This is a genomic window from Klebsiella sp. K-3, assembly GCF_051207495.1.
Lineage (GTDB): Bacteria > Pseudomonadota > Gammaproteobacteria > Enterobacterales > Enterobacteriaceae > Klebsiella > Klebsiella aerogenes.
Genome location: NZ_JBPNXF010000010.1, coordinates 224,234 through 243,383, shown reverse-complemented (window position 1 = coordinate 243,383; position 19,150 = coordinate 224,234). Strand labels below are relative to the sequence as shown.

Annotated in this window: 19 protein-coding genes; 14 read left to right on the top strand and 5 right to left on the bottom strand. The window is 57.2% G+C overall.

The window, feature by feature from the left end; all coding sequences use genetic code 11:
- Nucleotides 1-27: 27 nt before the first annotated feature.
- Genes ACSEMK_RS18340 through ACSEMK_RS18325 form a run of 4 tightly spaced genes read left to right on the top strand, consistent with a single transcriptional unit; the run spans nt 28 to nt 3,900 of the window.
- The gene (locus tag ACSEMK_RS18340) at nt 28-984 is read left to right on the top strand and encodes an ABC transporter permease (protein WP_049035081.1); all 957 of its coding nucleotides are present in this window, start codon (nt 28-30) and stop codon (nt 982-984) included.
- Between the two features lie 2 nt (nt 985-986).
- Entirely contained in the window at nt 987-1,934 is a 948-nt protein-coding gene (opp4C, locus tag ACSEMK_RS18335) for an oligopeptide ABC transporter permease (RefSeq protein ID WP_430915292.1), read from the top strand.
- A complete protein-coding gene (locus ACSEMK_RS18330) occupies nt 1,931-2,911 on the top strand; it encodes an ABC transporter ATP-binding protein (protein ID WP_113375029.1) in 981 nt (326 codons plus the stop codon). Before opp4C ends, ACSEMK_RS18330 begins: the two co-directional genes overlap by 4 nt.
- A complete protein-coding gene (locus tag ACSEMK_RS18325) occupies nt 2,908-3,900 on the top strand; it encodes an ABC transporter ATP-binding protein (RefSeq protein WP_113375028.1) in 993 nt (330 codons plus the stop codon). Before ACSEMK_RS18330 ends, ACSEMK_RS18325 begins: the two co-directional genes overlap by 4 nt.
- 17 nt (nt 3,901-3,917) lie before the next feature.
- Here ACSEMK_RS18325 and ACSEMK_RS18320 read toward each other — a convergent pair whose 3' ends face one another.
- On the bottom strand, nt 3,918-4,148 hold the full coding sequence (locus ACSEMK_RS18320; protein WP_213793714.1) for a tautomerase family protein: 231 nt from the start codon (nt 4,146-4,148) through the stop codon (nt 3,918-3,920).
- Between the two features lie 60 nt (nt 4,149-4,208).
- Here ACSEMK_RS18320 and ACSEMK_RS18315 point away from each other — a divergent pair, with 60 nt between their 5' ends.
- Nucleotides 4,209-4,667, top strand: a complete 459-nt coding sequence (locus tag ACSEMK_RS18315; RefSeq protein ID WP_047046525.1) for a winged helix-turn-helix transcriptional regulator — start codon at nt 4,209-4,211, stop codon at nt 4,665-4,667.
- A gap of 68 nt (nt 4,668-4,735) precedes the next feature.
- On the opposite strand, the gene ACSEMK_RS18310 is transcribed toward ACSEMK_RS18315, so the two are convergent.
- Nucleotides 4,736-7,135: a membrane-bound PQQ-dependent dehydrogenase, glucose/quinate/shikimate family gene (locus tag ACSEMK_RS18310; RefSeq protein ID WP_430915228.1), complete on the bottom strand. Its 2,400-nt coding sequence runs from the start codon at nt 7,133-7,135 to the stop codon at nt 4,736-4,738.
- A 320-nt stretch (nt 7,136-7,455) separates the two neighbouring features.
- Nucleotides 7,456-8,370 carry a DUF535 family protein gene (locus ACSEMK_RS18305; RefSeq protein ID WP_087857858.1) on the bottom strand — a complete coding sequence of 305 codons (915 nt, stop codon included), beginning with the start codon at nt 8,368-8,370 and terminating at the stop codon, nt 7,456-7,458.
- A gap of 315 nt (nt 8,371-8,685) precedes the next feature.
- On the opposite strand from ACSEMK_RS18305, the gene ACSEMK_RS18300 reads away from it, so the two are divergent.
- On the top strand, nt 8,686-8,826 hold the full coding sequence (locus ACSEMK_RS18300) for a hypothetical protein (protein WP_015705194.1): 141 nt from the start codon (nt 8,686-8,688) through the stop codon (nt 8,824-8,826).
- 45 nt (nt 8,827-8,871) lie between these two features.
- On the opposite strand, the gene ACSEMK_RS18295 is transcribed toward ACSEMK_RS18300, so the two are convergent.
- Nucleotides 8,872-9,762, bottom strand: coding sequence for a LysR family transcriptional regulator (locus ACSEMK_RS18295; protein ID WP_020079025.1), 891 nt, complete (start codon nt 9,760-9,762; stop codon nt 8,872-8,874).
- A 140-nt stretch (nt 9,763-9,902) separates the two neighbouring features.
- On the opposite strand from ACSEMK_RS18295, the gene ACSEMK_RS18290 reads away from it, so the two are divergent.
- Genes ACSEMK_RS18290 through ACSEMK_RS18265 form a run of 6 tightly spaced genes read left to right on the top strand, consistent with a single transcriptional unit; the run spans nt 9,903 to nt 15,628 of the window.
- Nucleotides 9,903-10,610: a CoA transferase subunit A gene (locus tag ACSEMK_RS18290; protein ID WP_087857860.1), complete on the top strand. Its 708-nt coding sequence runs from the start codon at nt 9,903-9,905 to the stop codon at nt 10,608-10,610.
- A 2-nt stretch (nt 10,611-10,612) separates the two neighbouring features.
- Nucleotides 10,613-11,269, top strand: coding sequence for a CoA transferase subunit B (locus ACSEMK_RS18285; protein WP_087857861.1), 657 nt, complete (start codon nt 10,613-10,615; stop codon nt 11,267-11,269).
- A gap of 9 nt (nt 11,270-11,278) precedes the next feature.
- Nucleotides 11,279-12,460 carry an acetyl-CoA C-acetyltransferase gene (locus tag ACSEMK_RS18280; protein WP_430915229.1) on the top strand — a complete coding sequence of 394 codons (1,182 nt, stop codon included), beginning with the start codon at nt 11,279-11,281 and terminating at the stop codon, nt 12,458-12,460.
- 11 nt (nt 12,461-12,471) lie between these two features.
- Nucleotides 12,472-13,395: a 3-hydroxyacyl-CoA dehydrogenase family protein gene (locus tag ACSEMK_RS18275; RefSeq protein WP_435336617.1), complete on the top strand. Its 924-nt coding sequence runs from the start codon at nt 12,472-12,474 to the stop codon at nt 13,393-13,395.
- A 47-nt stretch (nt 13,396-13,442) separates the two neighbouring features.
- Nucleotides 13,443-14,834 carry a GntP family permease gene (locus tag ACSEMK_RS18270; RefSeq protein WP_049047440.1) on the top strand — a complete coding sequence of 464 codons (1,392 nt, stop codon included), beginning with the start codon at nt 13,443-13,445 and terminating at the stop codon, nt 14,832-14,834.
- A gap of 23 nt (nt 14,835-14,857) precedes the next feature.
- Nucleotides 14,858-15,628 (top strand): 3-hydroxybutyrate dehydrogenase, encoded by a 771-nt coding sequence (locus ACSEMK_RS18265; protein WP_032707870.1) that lies wholly within the window; start codon nt 14,858-14,860, stop codon nt 15,626-15,628.
- Nucleotides 15,629-15,691: 63 nt separating this feature from the next.
- Here ACSEMK_RS18265 and ACSEMK_RS18260 read toward each other — a convergent pair whose 3' ends face one another.
- The gene (locus ACSEMK_RS18260; RefSeq protein ID WP_430915231.1) at nt 15,692-16,564 is read right to left on the bottom strand and encodes a LysR family transcriptional regulator; all 873 of its coding nucleotides are present in this window, start codon (nt 16,562-16,564) and stop codon (nt 15,692-15,694) included.
- Nucleotides 16,565-16,670: 106 nt separating this feature from the next.
- Here ACSEMK_RS18260 and budA point away from each other — a divergent pair, with 106 nt between their 5' ends.
- Together budA and alsS are read left to right on the top strand one after the other, a co-directional pair.
- On the top strand, nt 16,671-17,450 hold the full coding sequence (gene budA / locus ACSEMK_RS18255; protein WP_435336616.1) for an acetolactate decarboxylase: 780 nt from the start codon (nt 16,671-16,673) through the stop codon (nt 17,448-17,450).
- Between the two features lie 9 nt (nt 17,451-17,459).
- Nucleotides 17,460-19,139: an acetolactate synthase AlsS gene (gene alsS / locus ACSEMK_RS18250; RefSeq protein WP_047046546.1), complete on the top strand. Its 1,680-nt coding sequence runs from the start codon at nt 17,460-17,462 to the stop codon at nt 19,137-19,139.
- Nucleotides 19,140-19,150: the final 11 nt, after the last annotated feature.

The window sequence follows — 19,150 nt, the reverse complement described above, 5'->3', positions numbered from 1 at the left end:
CCACCCGGCGGCTGATGTGAGAATGTTATGAAAAATTTCATCCTGAGGCGCATATTGCAAACGCTGCCGATGCTGCTGCTGGCCTCCTTTATCATTTTTATGCTCTTTGCTAAAACCCCCGGCGATTTTATCGATGGCAACATCACCCTGACGGCCGCCCGCGCCGCCGAACTGAAGGCGATATACGGCCTCGACCAACCGCTTTTCACCCGCTACCTTCACTGGCTGGGGCAACTGCTGCGAGGGGATTTAGGCTTCTCGCTGCAATACCAGATCCCGGTCAGCCAGTTACTGAACCAGTACATCTGGAACTCCTTCCTGCTGGCAAGCGTGGCGCTGGTCTTCTACTGGGGTATCGGCCTGACGGTTGGCGTGGTCTCCGCGCTCAGACCTAATTCATGGTTCGATCATCTGGTGAGTATCGCGGTGTTTGCCGCCATGTCCTTTCCCACCTTTTTCCTCTGCCTGCTGCTGATTAAGTGGTTTGCCGTCGACCTGCACTGGCTGCCGGTAGGCGGGATGACCAATACCGGTAGCGACGATAGCGGCTGGCAGTACGTGCTGCAGGTCGCCGCTCATCTGGTACTGCCGGTACTGGCGCTGGTAATGCTGCAGGCCGGCAGCCTGACGCGCTATTTTCGCGCCAGCATGCTTGACGTGGTGAAGATGGATTTCATTCGTACCGCCCGTGCTAAAGGGCTGCGAGAACGCACGGTTATTATGAAACACGCGCTACGCAATGCGTTACTGCCGGTCATCACCCTGCTTGGCTTCGAACTGCCGGGATTGTTCTCTGGCGCCATCATTACCGAGAAAGTATTTAACTGGCCGGGTGCCGGGCACATTCATATCGATTCGCTGGCCGCCCGCGATTATCCGGTACTGATGGGGTTTACCCTATTTCTGGCGGTACTGACGATCATCGGTAATTTACTGGCCGATGTGCTCTACGCGTGGGCCGATCCGCGCATTCGAGTGAGATAATGATGATAACTTCCCTATTTGGTCACCGTCGCCGCCTGCGCCAGGCGACAATCCCCGCGCTTGCGCAAATAACGCCCTCTCCATGGTATCAGGCCTGGCGCCAGCTACGCCGCAACCGGATGGCGATGCTGTGTTTAATCCTGCTTGTGGTGATGGCCCTGTGGTGCGTACTCGGGCCGTTATGGTCGCCATGGAAAGATGACGCCACCGATGCGCTGATGATCAACAAGCCGCCAGGCGCCGAACACTGGTTAGGTACCGATTTTCTTGGCCGTGATATCTATACGCGTTTGCTGCTGGCCGGGCGCATTTCACTGATAATCGGCCTGCTGACTATGCTGCTGTCGGTTACCCTTGGCTATCTACTGGGAGCGCTATCGGGCTATGTCGGCGGTGTCACCGATAAACTGATTATGCGTCTGGCCGACCTGGTGATGACGATACCCGGCCTACCGTTGTTAATCGTTGCAGGCGCGATGCTCTCCGAGCTCGATTTTTCGCCGGATTCCCGCATCTGGATGGTGGTGATTATGCTCAGCCTGCTGGAGTGGCCGAAGCTGGCGCGGCTGGTGCGCGGGCAGTGCCTGTCGCTACGCGAACGCGATTTTATGCTGGCGACGCAGGTACTGGGGTTATCAGCGCGTCGCCGGCTGTTCGGTCACCTGCTGCCCAATACCATCCCGATTCTGGTGGTAATGGCGACAATGGCGGTCGCTAACGCCATTCTGAGCGAATCGGCGCTGAGCTATCTCGGTCTCGGCGTAGTACCGCCGACGCCATCGTGGGGCAATATGATGGATGCCGCTAACAGCTTGATTGATTTTCAGCGGCGACCGTGGCTGTGGATGCCTCCGGGTATTGCCATCTTTATTACCGTGATTGCCATTAATGTACTGGGCGACGGCCTGCGCGACGCGATGGACCCGAAAATGAAACAGAGGCTGAAATGAGCGCACCATTAATTTCTTTTAAGCAACTTTCTGTCTCTTTTGCTGCTGAAGGTAGCCGGGTACGCGCGGTACAGGAGATCTCTTTCTCGATTCAGGCCGGGCAAACGGTAGGTATCGTCGGTGAATCCGGCTGCGGCAAAAGCGTGACCGCGATGTCGCTAATGGGCCTGCTGCCTCCACATGCCGCGCGTATTGACGGCGGCGAGATCCTTTTCGAAGAACGCGATCTGCTCAAGCTGAAAGCCCGTCAAATGGCCGATCTGCGCGGTAACCAGTTGGCGATGATCTTCCAGGAGCCGATGTCGGCGCTCAACCCGGTACTGACCATAGGCGAACAGCTCTGCGAGCCGCTCATCCGCCATCGCGGCGACTCGCCGAAAGCCGCCTGGCAGCGCGCAATACGGCTGTTAAACGAGGTGGGGCTGGCACGCAGCGAAAGCCTGATGGCTAACTATCCGCACCAGCTTTCCGGCGGTATGCTGCAACGGGTGATGATCGCCATGGCGTTGAGCTGCGGGCCACAATTATTAATAGCAGATGAACCGACGACCGCGCTGGATGTCACCGTACAGGCGCAGATCCTGCGCCTGCTGCGCGACCGCGCGCGCGAAAGCCAGATGGCGATGCTGCTGATCACCCACGATCTGGGAGTGATCGCACAGATGGCCGAACGGGTAGTGGTGATGTATGCCGGGCGGATCGTCGAACAGGGAACCACCGCCGAGGTACTGCGCCAGCCCCAGCATCCCTATACCCGCGGGCTTATCGCCTCTCGCCCAGTGCCTGGCGCGCGGCGCCGGCGGCTGTACTCCATTCCCGGCCAGGTGCCGGATCTCGCGCAACTGCCTGCAGGCTGCGCGTTTGCCGACCGCTGCCAACAGGCAACCGCGCGCTGCCGTCAGGACACACCACCTCTTTTGGGGTCTTCTCACCAGGCGGCCTGTTTTTATAGTGAATTCGCGGAGTCGGTGGCATGAATCAGCCCTATATCATTGAAGTTAATGGTTTGAAAAAGTATTTCCCGCTGCGCGACGGCCTGTTCGGCCAACAGACAGGTGAACTGCGCGCGGTTGATGACGTCAGTTTTAATATCCGTCCGGGAACGATTTTCGGTCTCGTCGGAGAATCCGGTAGCGGCAAAACGACCGTTGGCCGTACCTTGCTTGGCCTGTATGACAAAACCGCCGGCAGCATTAAATTCCGCGGTCAGGAGTTATCCGAACTGCCAGCGGCCGCAATACAGGCCCTACGGCCAAAAATTCAGCTGGTGTTTCAGGATCCCTATAGCTCGCTAAACCCACGCATCCGCGTTGGCGAGGCGATTGGCGAAGCGATGTTGCAGCATAAACTGTGCACGCGCGCTGAACTCTATGAGAAAGTCATTGCGGTGATGAAGATATGCGGGCTGGCGCCTCAGCATTACCACCGTTTTCCGCATGAGTTTTCCGGCGGTCAGCGGCAGCGCATCGGCATCGCCCGCGCGCTTATCCTCAATCCGGACTTTATCGTCGCCGATGAACCCATTTCCGCACTCGATGTGTCGATTCAGGCGCAGATTATCAATCTGTTTGCCGACCTGCGCGACGAGCGTGGGGTCACCTTTCTATTCATCTCCCATGACCTTGGAGTTGTAGAGCATTTGTGCGACGACGTGGCGGTGATGTATCTCGGTCAACTGGTGGAAACCGCCAGCCGCGATGCGCTGTTTAGCCGCCCTCTTCATCCCTATACCCAGGCGCTGCTGGCCGCGGTACCCACACTCGATCCCGAAAGCGAACCGCAGGCGGTCGTTCAGGGGGAAATTCCCGACCCTTCCCGACCGCCTGCAGGCTGCCGTTTTTCGTCTCGCTGCCCGTTGGCAAACGACCGTTGCCGTCGCGAGCCGCCGCGTCTTCGCGAAATCGCGCCGGGGCACAAGGTCGCCTGTCATGAAATTGAGGCTGAATCACGCGTGGTTATCGCATAACAATAACGGCAATAAAATCATCGTTTAGCGGCAAATTTTGCCGCTATCATCTCTGACGTTGGCTGTATTCCTCCGAGGCTCCACTGTTCCGGCTCGTGTTCATCAATGCGGACCCAGACGGACTGGCGGAATTGCGGATCGCCCCGGCCTTCAATTTCCACCATGAGGTCAGTCATGCGACGCAGTAGTTCATTCTTCTGCTCTGCGGTCATGATCCCTTTAATCGTTTGCACATTAACAAAAGGCACAGTATTCTCCTGATTAACTGAGTCTATATTTCAAACTCAGGTTAGGAGGTAACCTATATCATGTCAAAAGATAATTCATCCCCCTATCTGCCTGCGGAACTTTGCGGACTGGCGGAGAGCGCTAAAATTGTTGGCGATCAATGGATTTTATTGATTTTAAGAGAGGCGTTTTACGGCGTGACGCGTTTCGAAACGATTCGCGCTCATACTGGAATGAGCAAACAGACGTTAACTCAGCGTTTAAAATTGATGGTTGATGTGGGGCTACTCCGCAAGCTCCCCTATCGCGAAGCAGGTGCGCGCGAGCGTTATGAATATACGCTCACCGAAAAGAGCCGCAGCCTGGCGCCGGTCCTTTTTGCCCTGATGGAATGGGGACATCAGCAACTCCTGCATACGTCGCCGCACATCCAGTTAGTTGATAAAACCAGCGGTGCGCCGGTGTCTCTGGCCTACGTCAATGCCGCAGGGCAGCGTATTGCGCAGAGCGATGTTCAGATAGTAAAAGTCCAGGATTGACCCCTGCAACGCGCGGGCTGTCAGCCAGTAACAGGTCCCGTTTCCGGGACCTGTTTCGTGTAGGGAGGTTATTCCTCCAGCGCGTAGGCGATGATATCGTCACCGACGTCCGGCGAGTGGCTGGCGCCGCCGGCGGAAATCAGCACGTACTCTTTGCCGGTTTTCGGCGATTTGTAGACCAACGGCGCCGCTACCGCGCCAACCGGCAAGCGAGCGCGCCACAGCTCTTTACCGCTGGCGGAATCCAGCGCCCGCAGATAGTTATCCTGGGTACCGGCGAAGAATACCAGGCCCGAGGCGGTGGAAGTTGGGCCACCCAACGTCGGCATTCCCAGCGGGATATGCAGATGGGTTTTCATCCCCAGCGGCCCGGTATCTTCTACCGAGCCCATCGGCACCTGCCACAGGAGCTGACGGCTGTTCAGGTCAATGGCGCTCATGGTACCAAACGGCGGGGTATTACACGGCACGCCCAGCGCGGACTGCAGGATATCGATACGCACGCCGCCGTAAGGCCCGGCAACTTGCGGGCGAACGGTGCCCATAAAGCCAGGGACTTCGTCGATGGAGACTTTGTATTTCGCCATCTCTTCCTTGCGCACCAGCGACATCCGCAACGGCATACGCATATCGTTGACGAACAGCGTACCGGTACGTTCATCGATGGTGATGCCGCCCCAGTTCATGCCGCCGAGCAGGCTTGGCCACTCGATATACGGTTTCTCCGACGGCGGCGTATACATGCCAAGGTAGGTCGACTCTTTAAAATCGATACGGCACATCAGTTGGTCGAACGGCGTCACGCCCCACATTGATTTTTCGCTCAGCGGCTCGACGCCTAACTGCGGCATGCCGGTGGAGAACGGCTGGGTGGCAGACAGATGTTCGCCCTCCGCCCCCTGATGAGCGACCGGCAGCTCTTCGACGCGGGTCACCGGTTTGCCGGTGCGGCGGTCGAGCACATATATCTGTCCGGTTTTGGTGGTCTGGATCAGCACCGGGACGTCCTCGCCCTGCTCGTTTTTCATGTGGAACAGTACCGGCTGCGATGGCAGGTCATAATCCCAGATATCGTGGTGAACGGTCTGGAAGACCCATTTTGTTTTACCGGTACTGGCATCCACCGCTACCACCGCGGAGCCATATTTCTCTTTCGCTTCATTCCGATCGCCGCCCCAGTAGTCCGGCGGCCCGTTACCGGTCGGCAGATAAACCAGATTCAGCTCTTTATCGAAGCCGGGAATGGTCCACACGTTCGGCGTTTCGAGGGTATAAACGCGGCCTTTTTCCGGGTCGGTGATATTCTCCGGCTTGCCGACATCCCAGGCCCAGACGACTTTACCATCGCGTACGTCAAATGCGCGTACGACCCCGGATGGCTCGCCGTGTACGATATCGCGTACCCAGCCGCCCAGCACCGCAATGTGCCCCATGATCACCGGCGTTGAAGTCGGATGGTAGCGTTTGCTGTTTTCGGTGTCGCCCATGCCCTGCTTCAGATCCACGCTGCCGTGGTCGCCGAAGTCATCGCACAGTTCGCCGGTTTTTGCATTCAGCGCCAGCAGGCGCGCATCCACGGTCGATACCATGATCCGCTGCGGACACTGTTGCAGCGCCGGGCTCGCTTTTTCTTCCGCGCTGAGCGTATCGTCGCTCTGCACATCATAGTAACCCACGCCGCGGCAGGTCACATGTTCCGCCGTCTGCGCGTGCGGGTCAAAGCGCCAGCGCGCCTTACCGGTATCGGCATCAATGGCGGTCACCACGTTGAGCGGCGTACAGGAATACAGCGTATCGCCAATTTGCAGCGGCGTATTTTCGTCAACGCCGATGGCCGGGCCGGTCAGGCGGCGGCCTGTGTGGTAGGTCCAGGCGACTTTCAGCTTATGTACGTTTTCCGGGGTAATATCGGTATACGGCGCAAAACGGGTGCCGGAGGCATCGCGGCCGAAGAACTCCCAGTTATCGCTTTTTGCCGCCTGGGTCGCGCTATCGCCGCTCGCCGCTTTCACGACGCCATTATTGATGCCGCCGTGCGGGTAGAACGCCGAAACCAGCGTCGCCAGCAGCGCAATAAAGATAACCGTGGCGCTCCAGTTCGCCAGACGCACGCGAGCCACCGGCATCGCCGCCGCCAGCCACAGAGCCAACATCAGCATCAGCGCAGGAACCACCAGACGAGGGATCAAGCCCCAGTAGCTGAACTGCACTTCATACAGCGCCCAGGCCAGCGTTAACAGAAAGGTAAGAACAGCAAGAGGAAGCGCGTATTGACTACGAGTGAAGTAACCGACGGCGATGATGAGATAAGCGAGACCGGCTAACAGATACCAGGCGCTGCCGCCGAGCGAGAGCAGCTTGCCCCCCCAGATAGTTAAGAAAATCCCAATGCCAAAACTCAGTAACACAAAAAGCAATCGGTATATGGTGAAGAAGATCCTTCGACCATGACCTTTTTGTTCGTCCATATTTCATCCCATTCGACATATGTCGATATAACCAAAGCATTTATTTTAAAGCGCCGATCGATAAGCGATGCCGTACAGCGCAGTTAACCTGTTGGTTGGACGCCCCAAACCAGGGCGAAGAACGTAAGAAAGTATATGGACATGTAAATTTTATGTAAAATTTAACCGCATAAAATGTTTAAAATCTTTTAATTTATAAACTGGATTTGATAGATGAGCAGGTTGTAAAGGTGAGCAGTGTTAGACGCAGACGCAAGGAAGGAGCTGGCATCAATCATGGCTTGCCGACCCGCCGCCCCCGGCGAATCGGCAATCCAGTATTATGGTTGGGTGGTGTTTTCACCGACGCTAATCTGCCGTAATGCAGCGATCAGCTCCAACTGCGCCTGCTCTTTTAAATTTTCACGTTTAATGAACTGGCTGCGATGTTTACTTTTCACCTCTTCAAGACTTTTTTTAATCTCTTGCGCAGGTAATTTGTACCAACCGCGCCGCTGCTTCTCGCCGCCGATTTCTAACCACAACTCTGAGTAACTGGCTTTCACCTTGTCGCTCTTCACATGGTAGTCGCTGTCGATGGCGTAGATCTCGCGGATATTAAAGTGGCGCAAGAACCCGTACAGCAAAGTGATAATCAGGTTTTTTGGCCGCGTGCCATAGAGCTCTTTGGTCAACGCTTTCACTTCGTCGTTGCTAATGTCTTTACCGCCCTGAATACCGCCAATCCACGCGCTGCCCTGATCCGTACAGGAAAAACATACGCTATACACGCGTTTATTTTCAAAGAACATCTGCAGCATCAGTTCCCCCTCTTCCTGGAACGGCGAGGCCAGAAGTTTCACTTCCAGGCTGGTTCCATTCTTCAGCGGGATGGCAATCATCGAACAACCGAACGCTGACACATTATACAACTGCGGTAATATTTCCGCCTGAAAGCTTTTTTCAATAAAATTCAAAGCGCCATGGGCAATATTCAGTTTAGCTCTTTTCGACATTCGCTTATTTAAATAAGCCTTGAAAGGCTTATCTTCAAAATGTACCAGTCCAGGCGTCGCACTGGTCAATTTTGCACAGCTGAATGTCTGGCAAAGCCGTTGATATTCCTTGTACTTACCTCCTGTTAAAGGTATTTCGCGGCATTTACGCAACACCTTTTTATATTTAAGTTTAACGTGACAAATGACTTTATTATTTCTCCGCCATTCTTTGATGGCAGATGCTGTTATCGATACCATTGATCAAGATCCATAGACTCATCCATAATCGCGGCCATATTACCATATCTGAAACGGGTCAATGGTTATTTACTGGTTCGTTGTCATTTCATTTAAGAAACAATCTGAAAATTATCCTTTTATGCTCTCATTATAATAAACAAATAATGTCAACTATAAATAATAGCGGTTATTAACTCATGCTCCGCCGCTCCGCTATCTGAAACAAGCTGACGATTAACGCTCTGTGCGATAGCTCCGGCCGTGGGGTGCCACCCTCCATCGTTTTGACCTATACTCTGCCGACAGTCAAAACAGTAGCAAAGTGGGTAACTCATGGAAATTGATCTCGACAACCTGGTGTTTAGCGGCCTGGAAGAAGCGGAAGAACGTAACGCTGAACGCCTGGATGAAGCGGACAAAAAAGCACAGGCGATTGTTGCCGATGATGATTGCGGCGATGCCTGCAAAATCTGATGATTAAACCGGCTGAAGAGGCCGGTTTTTTTATCTGTAAACGACCTAAGCAGGCAAAAAACCCTTCAGCGTTTCCAGCAGCGCCTGCGCCGCTTTCGACAACTGCATATGTCCGGCGTGAATAACGCCAATACACTTTTCAATCGGCGGATCGCTTAATGGTAGACAAACCGCTCCCAGCGACTGCATCTGCGACTGGCATAACGCGGGCACTGCGCTGCCGCCCAGACCGCTGGCGACCATCCGCCCGACGGTGACCAACTGATGACTTTCCAGCGCCACGTCTAACTGGCTGCCGCTACGCGCCAGCTCTTCTTCCAACATCAAACGCACCGCCGACGGCCGCTGCAGGGTAATAAAATCCAGCGTCAGTAGTTCACGCCAGCTCAACTGCTTTTTGCTCGCCAAAGGCGACGTTTTTGGCACGATCGCCACAAAGCGATCCACCGCCAGCGGCGTAAACAACAGATTGTTGCCGGGCGATGGCTCAAACGCGATCCCCATCTCCACCCGGCCTTCGCGCACCATCTCAATGACCTGCTCATTAATCACGTCATGCACCGTGACGTTGACTCCCGCATAGCGGTCACGAAAGGCTTTAAGCACTTCCGGCAGCACGTTAGCGGCAAACGACGGCATGGCGGCAACGGAGATCTTTCCCCGTTGCAGGGTGAAACTTTGCCGCATCGCCTCTTCGGCATTATCCCAGTCCGCCAGCAGCTGGCGGGCCATCGGCAAAAAGGTCTCTCCCTCCTGGGTTAAGGTCACTTTGCGGGTGCTGCGTTGCAGCAATGCTCCGCCAAGCGCCTCTTCCAGCCCCTTAATGGTCAAACTCAGCGCCGGCTGCGACAGGTTCAGGCGCTCGCTGGCGTGGGCGAAATTAAGAGTGTGAGCTACCGCTAGAAACGCGCGTAACTGTTTGACACTCATTCTCATTTTTCTGCCTGTTAACTAATTGAAAGAATTTAGTTAACGATAAATTAATAAAAAAACCAAATGAGTGGGTCACAAATTCAAAATTATCAAATCAGTTCGCACCTTTAATGATAGAGCCATCGCAAGGCAGGAGAAAAATGATGGCAGGACTGGATAAGCGCGTCGCCAGCTATGAAGCGGCGTTGGACGGATTAACCGATGGTATGACGTTACTGGCCGGCGGCTTCGGCCTGTGCGGCATCCCGGAAAACTTAATCGCCGAGGTCAAACGCCGCCAGGTACAGGGGCTGACGGTCGTCTCTAATAACTGCGGCGTTGATGGCTTTGGTCTCGGCATGCTGCTGGAAACGCGCCAGGTACGCAAAGTCGTGGCCTCTTACGTTGGCGAAAACGCCCTCTTTGAACACCTGGTACTGAGCGGCGAACTGGCGGTGGAACTGACCCCGCAAGGGACGCTTGCCGAGAAAATTCGCGCCGGCGGCGCCGGGATCCCCGGATTCTATACCGCGACCGGTTACGGCACGCCGGTGGCGGAAGGCAAAGAAGTGCGTCAATTCGACGGTAAAAATTACATTCTCGAAGAAGCCATTCGCGGCGATTTCGCCCTTGTGAAGGGCTGGAAAGCCGACTGGTACGGCAACGTGGTCTACCGCCATACCGCGCAGAATTTTAACCCGTTGATGGCCACCGCCGGACGCATCACGGTAGTGGAAGTCGAAGAAATCGTCGCGCCGGGCGAACTCCCCCCTTCCGCCATCCACACGCCCGGTATTTATGTCGACCGGCTGATCGTCGGGCAATTCGAAAAACGTATTGAACAGCGCACGCTGCGCGCCGGAGGGAACTGAACATGTTAACTCGCGAACAAATGGCGATGCGCGTCGCCCAGGAACTGCGCGACGGCGATTATGTCAATCTCGGTATCGGCATTCCCACGCTGGTCGCAAACTATATTCCCGCCGGTATTGAAGTGATGCTGCAGTCGGAAAACGGCCTGTTGGGGATGGGCGAATTTCCCGATGAGTCAACGCTTGATGCCGACATGATTAACGCCGGTAAGCAGACCGTTACCGCACAAATCGGGGCGGCTATCTTTGACTCAGCCCAGTCCTTCGCCATGATCCGCGGCGGCCACGTCGATCTCACGGTCCTTGGCGCTTTTGAAGTCGATGTCGCGGGTAATATCGCCTCGTGGATGATCCCAGGAAAAATGGTGAAAGGCATGGGCGGCGCCATGGATCTGGTGGCGGGCGCGCAAAACATCATCGTGGTGATGACTCACGCCTCGAAAAACGGCGAATCCAAGCTGCTGGCGCAGTGCACCCTGCCGCTCACCGGCGCGGGCTGTATTCGCCGGGTACTGACCGATCTCGCGCTGCTGGAAATTAGCGACGGCGCCTTTGTTCTACGCGAATACGCCCCCGGCGTCAGCATTGACGAAATTGCCCATAAAACGGCTGGACGGCTGGTCATTGCCGATGACGTCCGCGAAATGCGCTTCAACTAAGGAGACAATATGAAAGAAGTCGCTATCGTCTGCGCGCTACGTACGCCAATCGGCAGTTTTCGCGGCGCCTTATCTTCCCTTTCCGCCGTCGAGCTTGGCGCCGCCGTAGTGCGTGGTTTGCTTGAACGCACACAGCTACCGGCCAGCGCCGTTGACGAACTGATTTTTGGCCAGGTATTAACTGCCGGCTGCGGACAGAATCCAGCGCGACAAACCGCGCTGCGCGCCGGGCTACCGGTTGAAACTCCGGCCGTTACCATCAATCTGGTTTGCGGTTCCGGGCTGAAAGCCGTGCAACAGGCAGTACAAGCCATTCGCAGCGGCGAGGCGGAGATAGTGATAGCCGGCGGCCAGGAGAGCATGAGCAATGCTCCGTATCTGGTTCAGGGGGCGCGCGATGGCCTGCGCTTCGGCCATGCCAGTATGCAGGACAGTATGATTCAGGACGGATTATGGGATGCGTTTAACGACTATCACATGGGCATCACCGCCGAGAATCTCGCCGACGCCTTTGACATCTCCCGCCCCCAGCAGGATGCCTTCGCCGCCCTTTCGCAGCGCAAAGCCGCCGCCGCGATAGCCGCCGGGCGCTTTCAGGCTGAGATAGTGCCGCTTAGCGTCCCTCAGGGTAAAAAAGCGCCGCGCATGGTGGACGCAGACGAACAGCCGCGCCCGGAAACCAGCGAACAACAGCTCGCGCAGTTACGCCCGGCCTTCCGCACGGAAGATGGCAGCGTCACCGCGGGCAATGCCTCTTCGCTCAACGATGGCGCGGCGGCAGTGGTATTGATGAGCGTCGATAAAGCGCGGCAGCTTGGCTTGCCGGTGCTGGCGCGGATTGTCAGCTCTGCGGTGGCCGGCGTCGATCCGTCCGTGATGGGTATCGGCCCGGTAAACGCTTGCCGGAAGGCGCTGCAGCGTGCCGGCTGGTCGCTGAATGAGGTGGATCTCATCGAAGCCAACGAGGCCTTTGCCGTGCAGGCGCTGGCGGTTGGCAAATTGCTTGAGTGGGACAGCCAGAAAGTCAACGTCAACGGCGGCGCTATCGCGCTCGGCCACCCGATTGGCGCCTCAGGATGTCGCATTCTGGTTAGTCTGCTGCACGAAATGCAGCGCCGCGATGTCAGCAAAGGCCTGGCGACGCTTTGCGTCGGCGGTGGTCAGGGTATCGCGATGACCATAGAACGTTAACAGGAGCCACTATGTTTACACCACAACTGGCGGTACTGGGCGCTGGCCTGATGGGCGTCGGCATCGCCTGCCATTTTGCCCGCCACGGCCACGCCGTACGCCTCTACGACACCGACCCGGCGCGCATTAGCGAGATCGAGAGCGTCGCCGCCGCCATTTTGCGCGAGCTCGAAGAGTGCGGGCAGTTTGACGCCGCTCAGCGTGCGTCGGTGCTCTCGCTCCTCTCCGGCACCACGACATTAGGCGATCTTGCTGACGCGACCTTGCTGATCGAAGCGATTCCGGAACGTCTGGCGCTCAAGCACGCCTTATACCGCGAACTGGAAACGCTGATCGCCGACGAAGCCATCATCGCCAGCAACACCAGCGGACTACCGCCGGATCGGCTGGCGCAGGGTATGCGGCATCCGGAGCGCTTGTTAATCGCCCACTTCTGGCATCCGCCGCATTTTATCCCGCTGGTGGAAGTGGTGCCGGGTAGCGCTACCGTGGCGCATCTCGCCAACCAGGTCAGCGACTTTTTATCCTCCTGCGCGCTGGAAGCGGTGGTACTCAACCGCGCCGCGCCGGGGTTTGTCGGCAACCGACTACAGTTCGCCCTGCGGCGCGAAGCGCTGCATATCGTCAAGAGCGGCATCGCTTCGCCGGAAGTGGTCGACAAAGTGATGCGCGCCTCGCTCGGCCGCCGTTACGCGATGGTCGGCCCGCTGGAAGCCGCGGATATGACCGGTCTGGCGACGGTTCAGGATATCTGCCAGCACCTGCTGCCGGAACTGGCCACGGGCAGCGACATGATGTCGCTGGTCGCCGACAAAGTCGCGCAAGGCGATACCGGCTCCCGCAGTGGGCAAGGTTTTTATCGCTGGGATGAGACCCGGCAGAAACGAATACAGTCGCGCCGCGAACATCAGCTGCGCTATGCCCTGAAACCGTAACTTCTCGTTTTGTACCCCGACAATAACAATGATAGTGAGGAGTCGTAATGAGTGTGTTGATCGCCCTGGCCGCGCTGGCATTACTGATGCTGGCTGCGTATCGTGGATACAGCGTTATCCTGTTTGCCCCTATCGCCGCGCTTGGCGCGGTTCTGCTCACCGACCCGAGCGCGGTAGGCCCGACCTTTACCGGCCTGTTTATGGAAAAAATGGTCGGATTCGTGAAGCTCTATTTTCCGGTATTTCTGCTCGGCGCCGTCTTTGGCAAGCTGATTGAACTATCGGGCTTCTCGCGCTCCATCGTCGCCGCCGCGATTCAAATTCTCGGGCGGCGACATGCGATCCCGGTGATCGTGCTGGTCTGCGCCCTGCTGACCTACGGCGGCGTTTCGCTGTTCGTGGTGGCTTTTGCGGTCTATCCCTTTGCCGCCGAACTGTTTCGCCAAAGCGGTATCCCGAAGCGGCTGATCCCGGCAACCGTCGCGCTGGGCGCGTTCTCATTCACCATGGATGCCCTGCCGGGCACCCCGCAGATCCAGAACATTATCCCCACCAGCTTTTTTGGCACCAACGCCTGGGCGGCCCCCTGGCTTGGGTTGATAGGTTCACTGTTTATCATCACCTTCGGTTTACTGTGGCTGGAACGACAGCGGCGTAAAGCGCTCGCGAATGGCGAGGGTTACGGTACCGATCTGCAAAACGAGCCGCAGACGCCGGATAACATCAATCTGCCGCATCCGCTGATCGCCATTGCCCCGCTGCTGCTGGTCGGCGTGCTGAACCTGCTGTTTACCCGCTGGATCCCGCAATGGTACGGCGCCAGCCACGAGCTAACTCTGCCAGGGCTTGCCAAACCCATCGTCACCGAGGTCGGCAAAATCACCGCTATCTGGGCCGTCGAGGCCGCGCTGCTATCCGGTATCGTCGTGGTGCTGGTGTTCGGTTTTCGTAATATTCGCGGCCGTCTGGCGGAAGGCAGCCGTACGGCGGTCGGCGGCGCGATCCTCGCGGCGATGAATACTGCCTCGGAATATGGTTTCGGCGCGGTGATTGCCGCCCTGCCGGGTTTCCTGGTGTTGTCGAAAGCTCTGACCGCTATTCCCAATCCCCTGTTAAACGAGGCGATTAGCGTGACCGTGCTGGCGGGGATCACCGGCTCCGCCTCCGGCGGAATGAGCATCGCGCTGGCGGCAATGTCCGATACCTTCGTGGCCGCCGCCCACGCCGCCAATATCCCGCTTGAGGTACTGCACCGCGTCGCGTCAATGGCCAGCGGCGGCATGGATACCCTGCCGCATAACGGCGCCGTCATCACGCTGCTGGCAATCACCGGCTTAAGCCATCGCCAGGCTTACGGCGGCATTTTCGCCATTACGCTTATCAAAAGCCTCGCGGTTCTGTTTGTCATTGCCGTGTTCTATTTAACCGGTATTGTCTGATGCCTGATTTAAGGAGTAACGAAATGAATTTGAACGGTAAAACAGCGCTGGTCACCGGCTCCACCAGCGGTATTGGTTTAGGCATTGCCAAAGTACTGGCGCAGGCCGGCGCGCAGTTGGTGTTGAATGGTTTTGGCGACAGCACGAGCGCGCGAGCCGAGGTTGCCGCGCTGGGTAAAATTCCCGGCTATCACGATGCCGACCTGCGCGACGTCGGGCAAATTGAAGCGATGATGCGCTATGCCGAAAGCGAATTTGGCGGCGTCGATATTGTGATTAATAACGCCGGGATCCAGCATGTGGCGCCGGTGGAGCAGTTCGCGGTGGAAAAATGGAACGATATTCTGGCGATAAATCTGTCCAGCGTCTTCCACACCAGCCGGCTGGCGCTGCCGGGCATGCGCGAGCGCAACTGGGGGCGGATTATTAATATTGCCTCCGTGCATGGGTTAGTCGCCTCGAAAGAGAAATCCGCCTACGTTGCCGCCAAGCATGGGGTGATTGGCTTTAGCAAAACGCTGGCGTTGGAGACCGCGCGTACCGGTATAACCTGCAACGCGATTTGCCCCGGCTGGGTGCTGACGCCGCTGGTTCAGCAGCAGATCGATAAACGTATCGCTGAGGGGGCCGACCCGGAGCAGGCCAGAGCGCAGCTGCTTGCCGAAAAACAACCTTCCGGAGAATTCGTGACGCCTCAGCAACTGGGTGAAATGGCGCTATTTTTATGCAGCGACGCCGCCGCGCAGGTGCGCGGCGCGGCGTGGAATATGGATGGCGGCTGGGTGGCGCAGTAACGGGTAACCCAACGGAGAAAAGATCAGCGTATCTCCGTTGGGTCGCGCTATGCGTCCCGGGAATTAGAACATCTCTAAAAATCGCTTCACCGTACGCGAGCGCTCGAAGCGACGCCAGGCGATGGCAATATCGGTCTTGACCGGCGTCCCCTGTATCGATTGATAGCTGATGTTGGGCAGCGCGATGCAGGTCATCGACTGCGGCACCAGCGCGAAACCAAATCCGGCGTTAACCATACTCAGCGACGATGAAATCTGCGACGACTGCCTGGCGCGGTTCATATCGATACCGGCGCGCAGGCAGCTATTGAACACCAGCTCATACAAGCCCGGCGCCACTTCGCGCGGGAAGAGGATCGGCGCGACGTCCCGCAACTGTTCCAGCGCCAGCGTCGGTTCCGCTGACAATGGATTATCGCGCGGGAGCGCAATGACCATTGGCTCTTCATCAATGATACGCAAGTTAAACGCCTTACTGCTTTCACACGGCAAACGGACAAAGGCGATATCGATCTCCGCCTCGCTCAGCGCCGCCATCAAATTCGCCATGTTGCCCTCCCGTTGATGGAGGACGACGCCTGGGTGATCGAGCTGAAAACGGTGCAGCAAGGTGAAGATTTGCGGATGGAAAGCATCAGAACTGGTAATGCCTAATGACAAGCTGCCGTTCATTCCGCGAGCAATGCCCTTGGTCTTTTCCAGCGCCGCATCGCTCAGCGCGAGGATTTGGCAGGCATCCTCATAAAAGGACTCCCCGGCTTCGGTCAGCTCCACCCCGCGGGTTAGCCGACGCAACAGCGGAGTACCAACCTCACGCTCAAGCCGCTGAATTTGCTGACTTAACGGTGGCTGTGAGATACCCAGTTCTTTCGCTGCCCGGGTGAAGTGCCGCGTCCGGGCGACGGCGACAAAATAGCGTAGATAACGAAGTTCCATATCGAAAACGTCTCAAACCAGCATGGTTTCTATATTGGAACTGTGAGCTGAATCGGGTCAACCTTTATTTAACCTTTCTTATATTTGTTGAACGAGGAAGTGGCTCATGAATCATGCTTCAGATTGCACCTGCGAAGAGAGTCTGTGTGAAACGCTACGCGCGTTTTCCGCCCAGCATCCCGATAGCGTGCTATATCAAACTTCGCTGATGAGCGCCCTGCTCAGCGGCGTCTACGAAGGTACCACCACCATTGCGGACCTGCTGAAGCACGGCGATTTCGGCCTCGGCACATTTAATGAACTCGACGGCGAGCTGATCGCGTTTAGCAGCCAGGTTTATCAACTGCGTGCCGACGGCAGCGCGCGTAAAGCGCGTCCGGAACAGAAAACCCCGTTTGCGGTGATGACCTGGTTTCAGCCGCAGTACCGTAAAACCTTTGACCATCCGGTCAGCCGCCAGCAGCTGCATGAGGTTATTGACCAGCAAATCCCTTCCGACAATCTGTTCTGCGCGCTGCGAATCGATGGTCATTTCCGCCACGCCCATACCCGCACCGTGCCGCGTCAGACGCCGCCCTACCGGGCGATGACCGACGTACTCGACGATCAGCCGATCTTCCGCTTTAACCAGCGCGACGGCGTACTGGTCGGCTTTCGTACCCCGCAGCATATGCAGGGGATTAACGTCGCCGGCTATCACGAGCACTTTATCACCGATGACCGCCAGGGCGGCGGCCACCTGCTGGACTACCAGCTCGACCATGGGGTGTTGACCTTCGGCGAAATTCATAAGCTGATGATCGACCTTCCCGCCGACAGCGCGTTCCTGCAGGCCAATTTGCATCCCGACAATCTCGATGCCGCCATCCGTTCAGTAGAAAGTTAGGAGGTTCACATGGACAAACAGTATCCGCTGCGCCAGTGGGCGCACGGCGCCGATCTGGTCGTCAGCCAACTGGAAGCGCAAGGCGTACGCCAGGTCTTCGGGATCCCCGGCGCTAAAATCGATAAGGTTTTCGACTCATTACTGGACTCCTCAATTCGCATTATTCCAGTGCGCCACGAGGCCAATGCCGCCTTTATGGCCGCCGCGGTCGGGCGTATTACCGGCAAAGCGGGCGTCGCGCTGGTAACCTCCGGTCCGGGCTGTTCCAACCTGATAACCGGCATGGCCACCGCTAATAGCGAAGGCGACCCGGTGGTGGCGTTGGGCGGCGCGGTCAAACGCGCCGATAAAGCCAAACAGGTGCATCAGAGTATGGACACGGTGGCGATGTTCAGCCCGGTCACCAAATACGCCGTGGAAGTGACCTCGCCGGATGCGCTGGCGGAAGTGGTTTCTAATGCCTTTCGCGCCGCCGAACAGGGGCGCCCGGGCAGCGCCTTCGTCAGCTTGCCGCAGGATGTCGTCGATGGTCCGGCGACCGGCAAAGTGCTGCCCGCCAGCAGCGCGCCGCAGATGGGCGCCGCGCCTGACGAGGCAATCAATCAGGTCGCGAAGTTGATTGCCCAGGCGAAGAATCCGGTGTTCCTGCTTGGATTGATGGCCAGCCAGACGGAAAACAGCGCCGCGCTGCATCGTTTGCTGGAAACCAGCCATATTCCGGTCACCAGCACCTATCAGGCCGCCGGGGCGGTCAATCAGGATAACTTTTCGCGCTTCGCCGGACGCGTCGGGTTGTTTAACAATCAGGCCGGTGACCGCTTATTGCAACTGGCCGACCTGGTTATCTGCATCGGCTATAGCCCGGTGGAATACGAACCGGCGATGTGGAACAGCGGCAACGCGACGCTGGTACACATCGACGTACTGCCCGCCTATGAAGAGCGTAACTACACGCCGGATGTCGAGCTGGTGGGCGATATCGCCGGCACGCTGAATAAGCTGGCGCAAAATATCGATCATCGGCTGGTGCTCTCGCCGCAGGCCGCTGAAATCCTCCACGACCGCCAGCATCAGCGCGAACTGCTCGATCGCCGCGGGGCGCAGTTGAATCAGTTTGCTCTGCACCCGCTGCGCATCGTCCGCGCCATGCAGGATATCGTGAATAGCGACGTCACGCTGACGGTCGATATGGGGAGCTTTCATATTTGGATCGCCCGCTATCTCTACAGCTTCCGAGCCCGTCAGGTGATGATCTCCAACGGTCAGCAGACCATGGGCGTCGCCCTGCCGTGGGCCATCGGGGCCTGGCTGGTCAATCCGCAGCGCAAAGTGGTCTCGGTCTCCGGCGATGGCGGTTTTCTGCAATCCAGTATGGAGCTGGAAACGGCGGTCCGCCTGAAAGCCAACATCCTGCATCTTATCTGGGTCGATAACGGCTACAACATGGTCGCTATCCAGGAAGAGAAAAAATATCAACGCCTGTCCGGCGTCGAGTTCGGACCAATGGATTTTAAAGCCTATGCCGAATCCTTCGGCGCGAAAGGGTTTGCGGTGGAAAGCGCTGATGCGCTGGAGCCAACGCTACGCGCGGCGATGGATGTCGACGGCCCGGCGGTGGTCGCCATCCCCGTAGATTACCGCGATAACCCGCTGCTGATGGGCCAGCTACATCTGAGTCAGATTCTTTAAGTCATCACAAA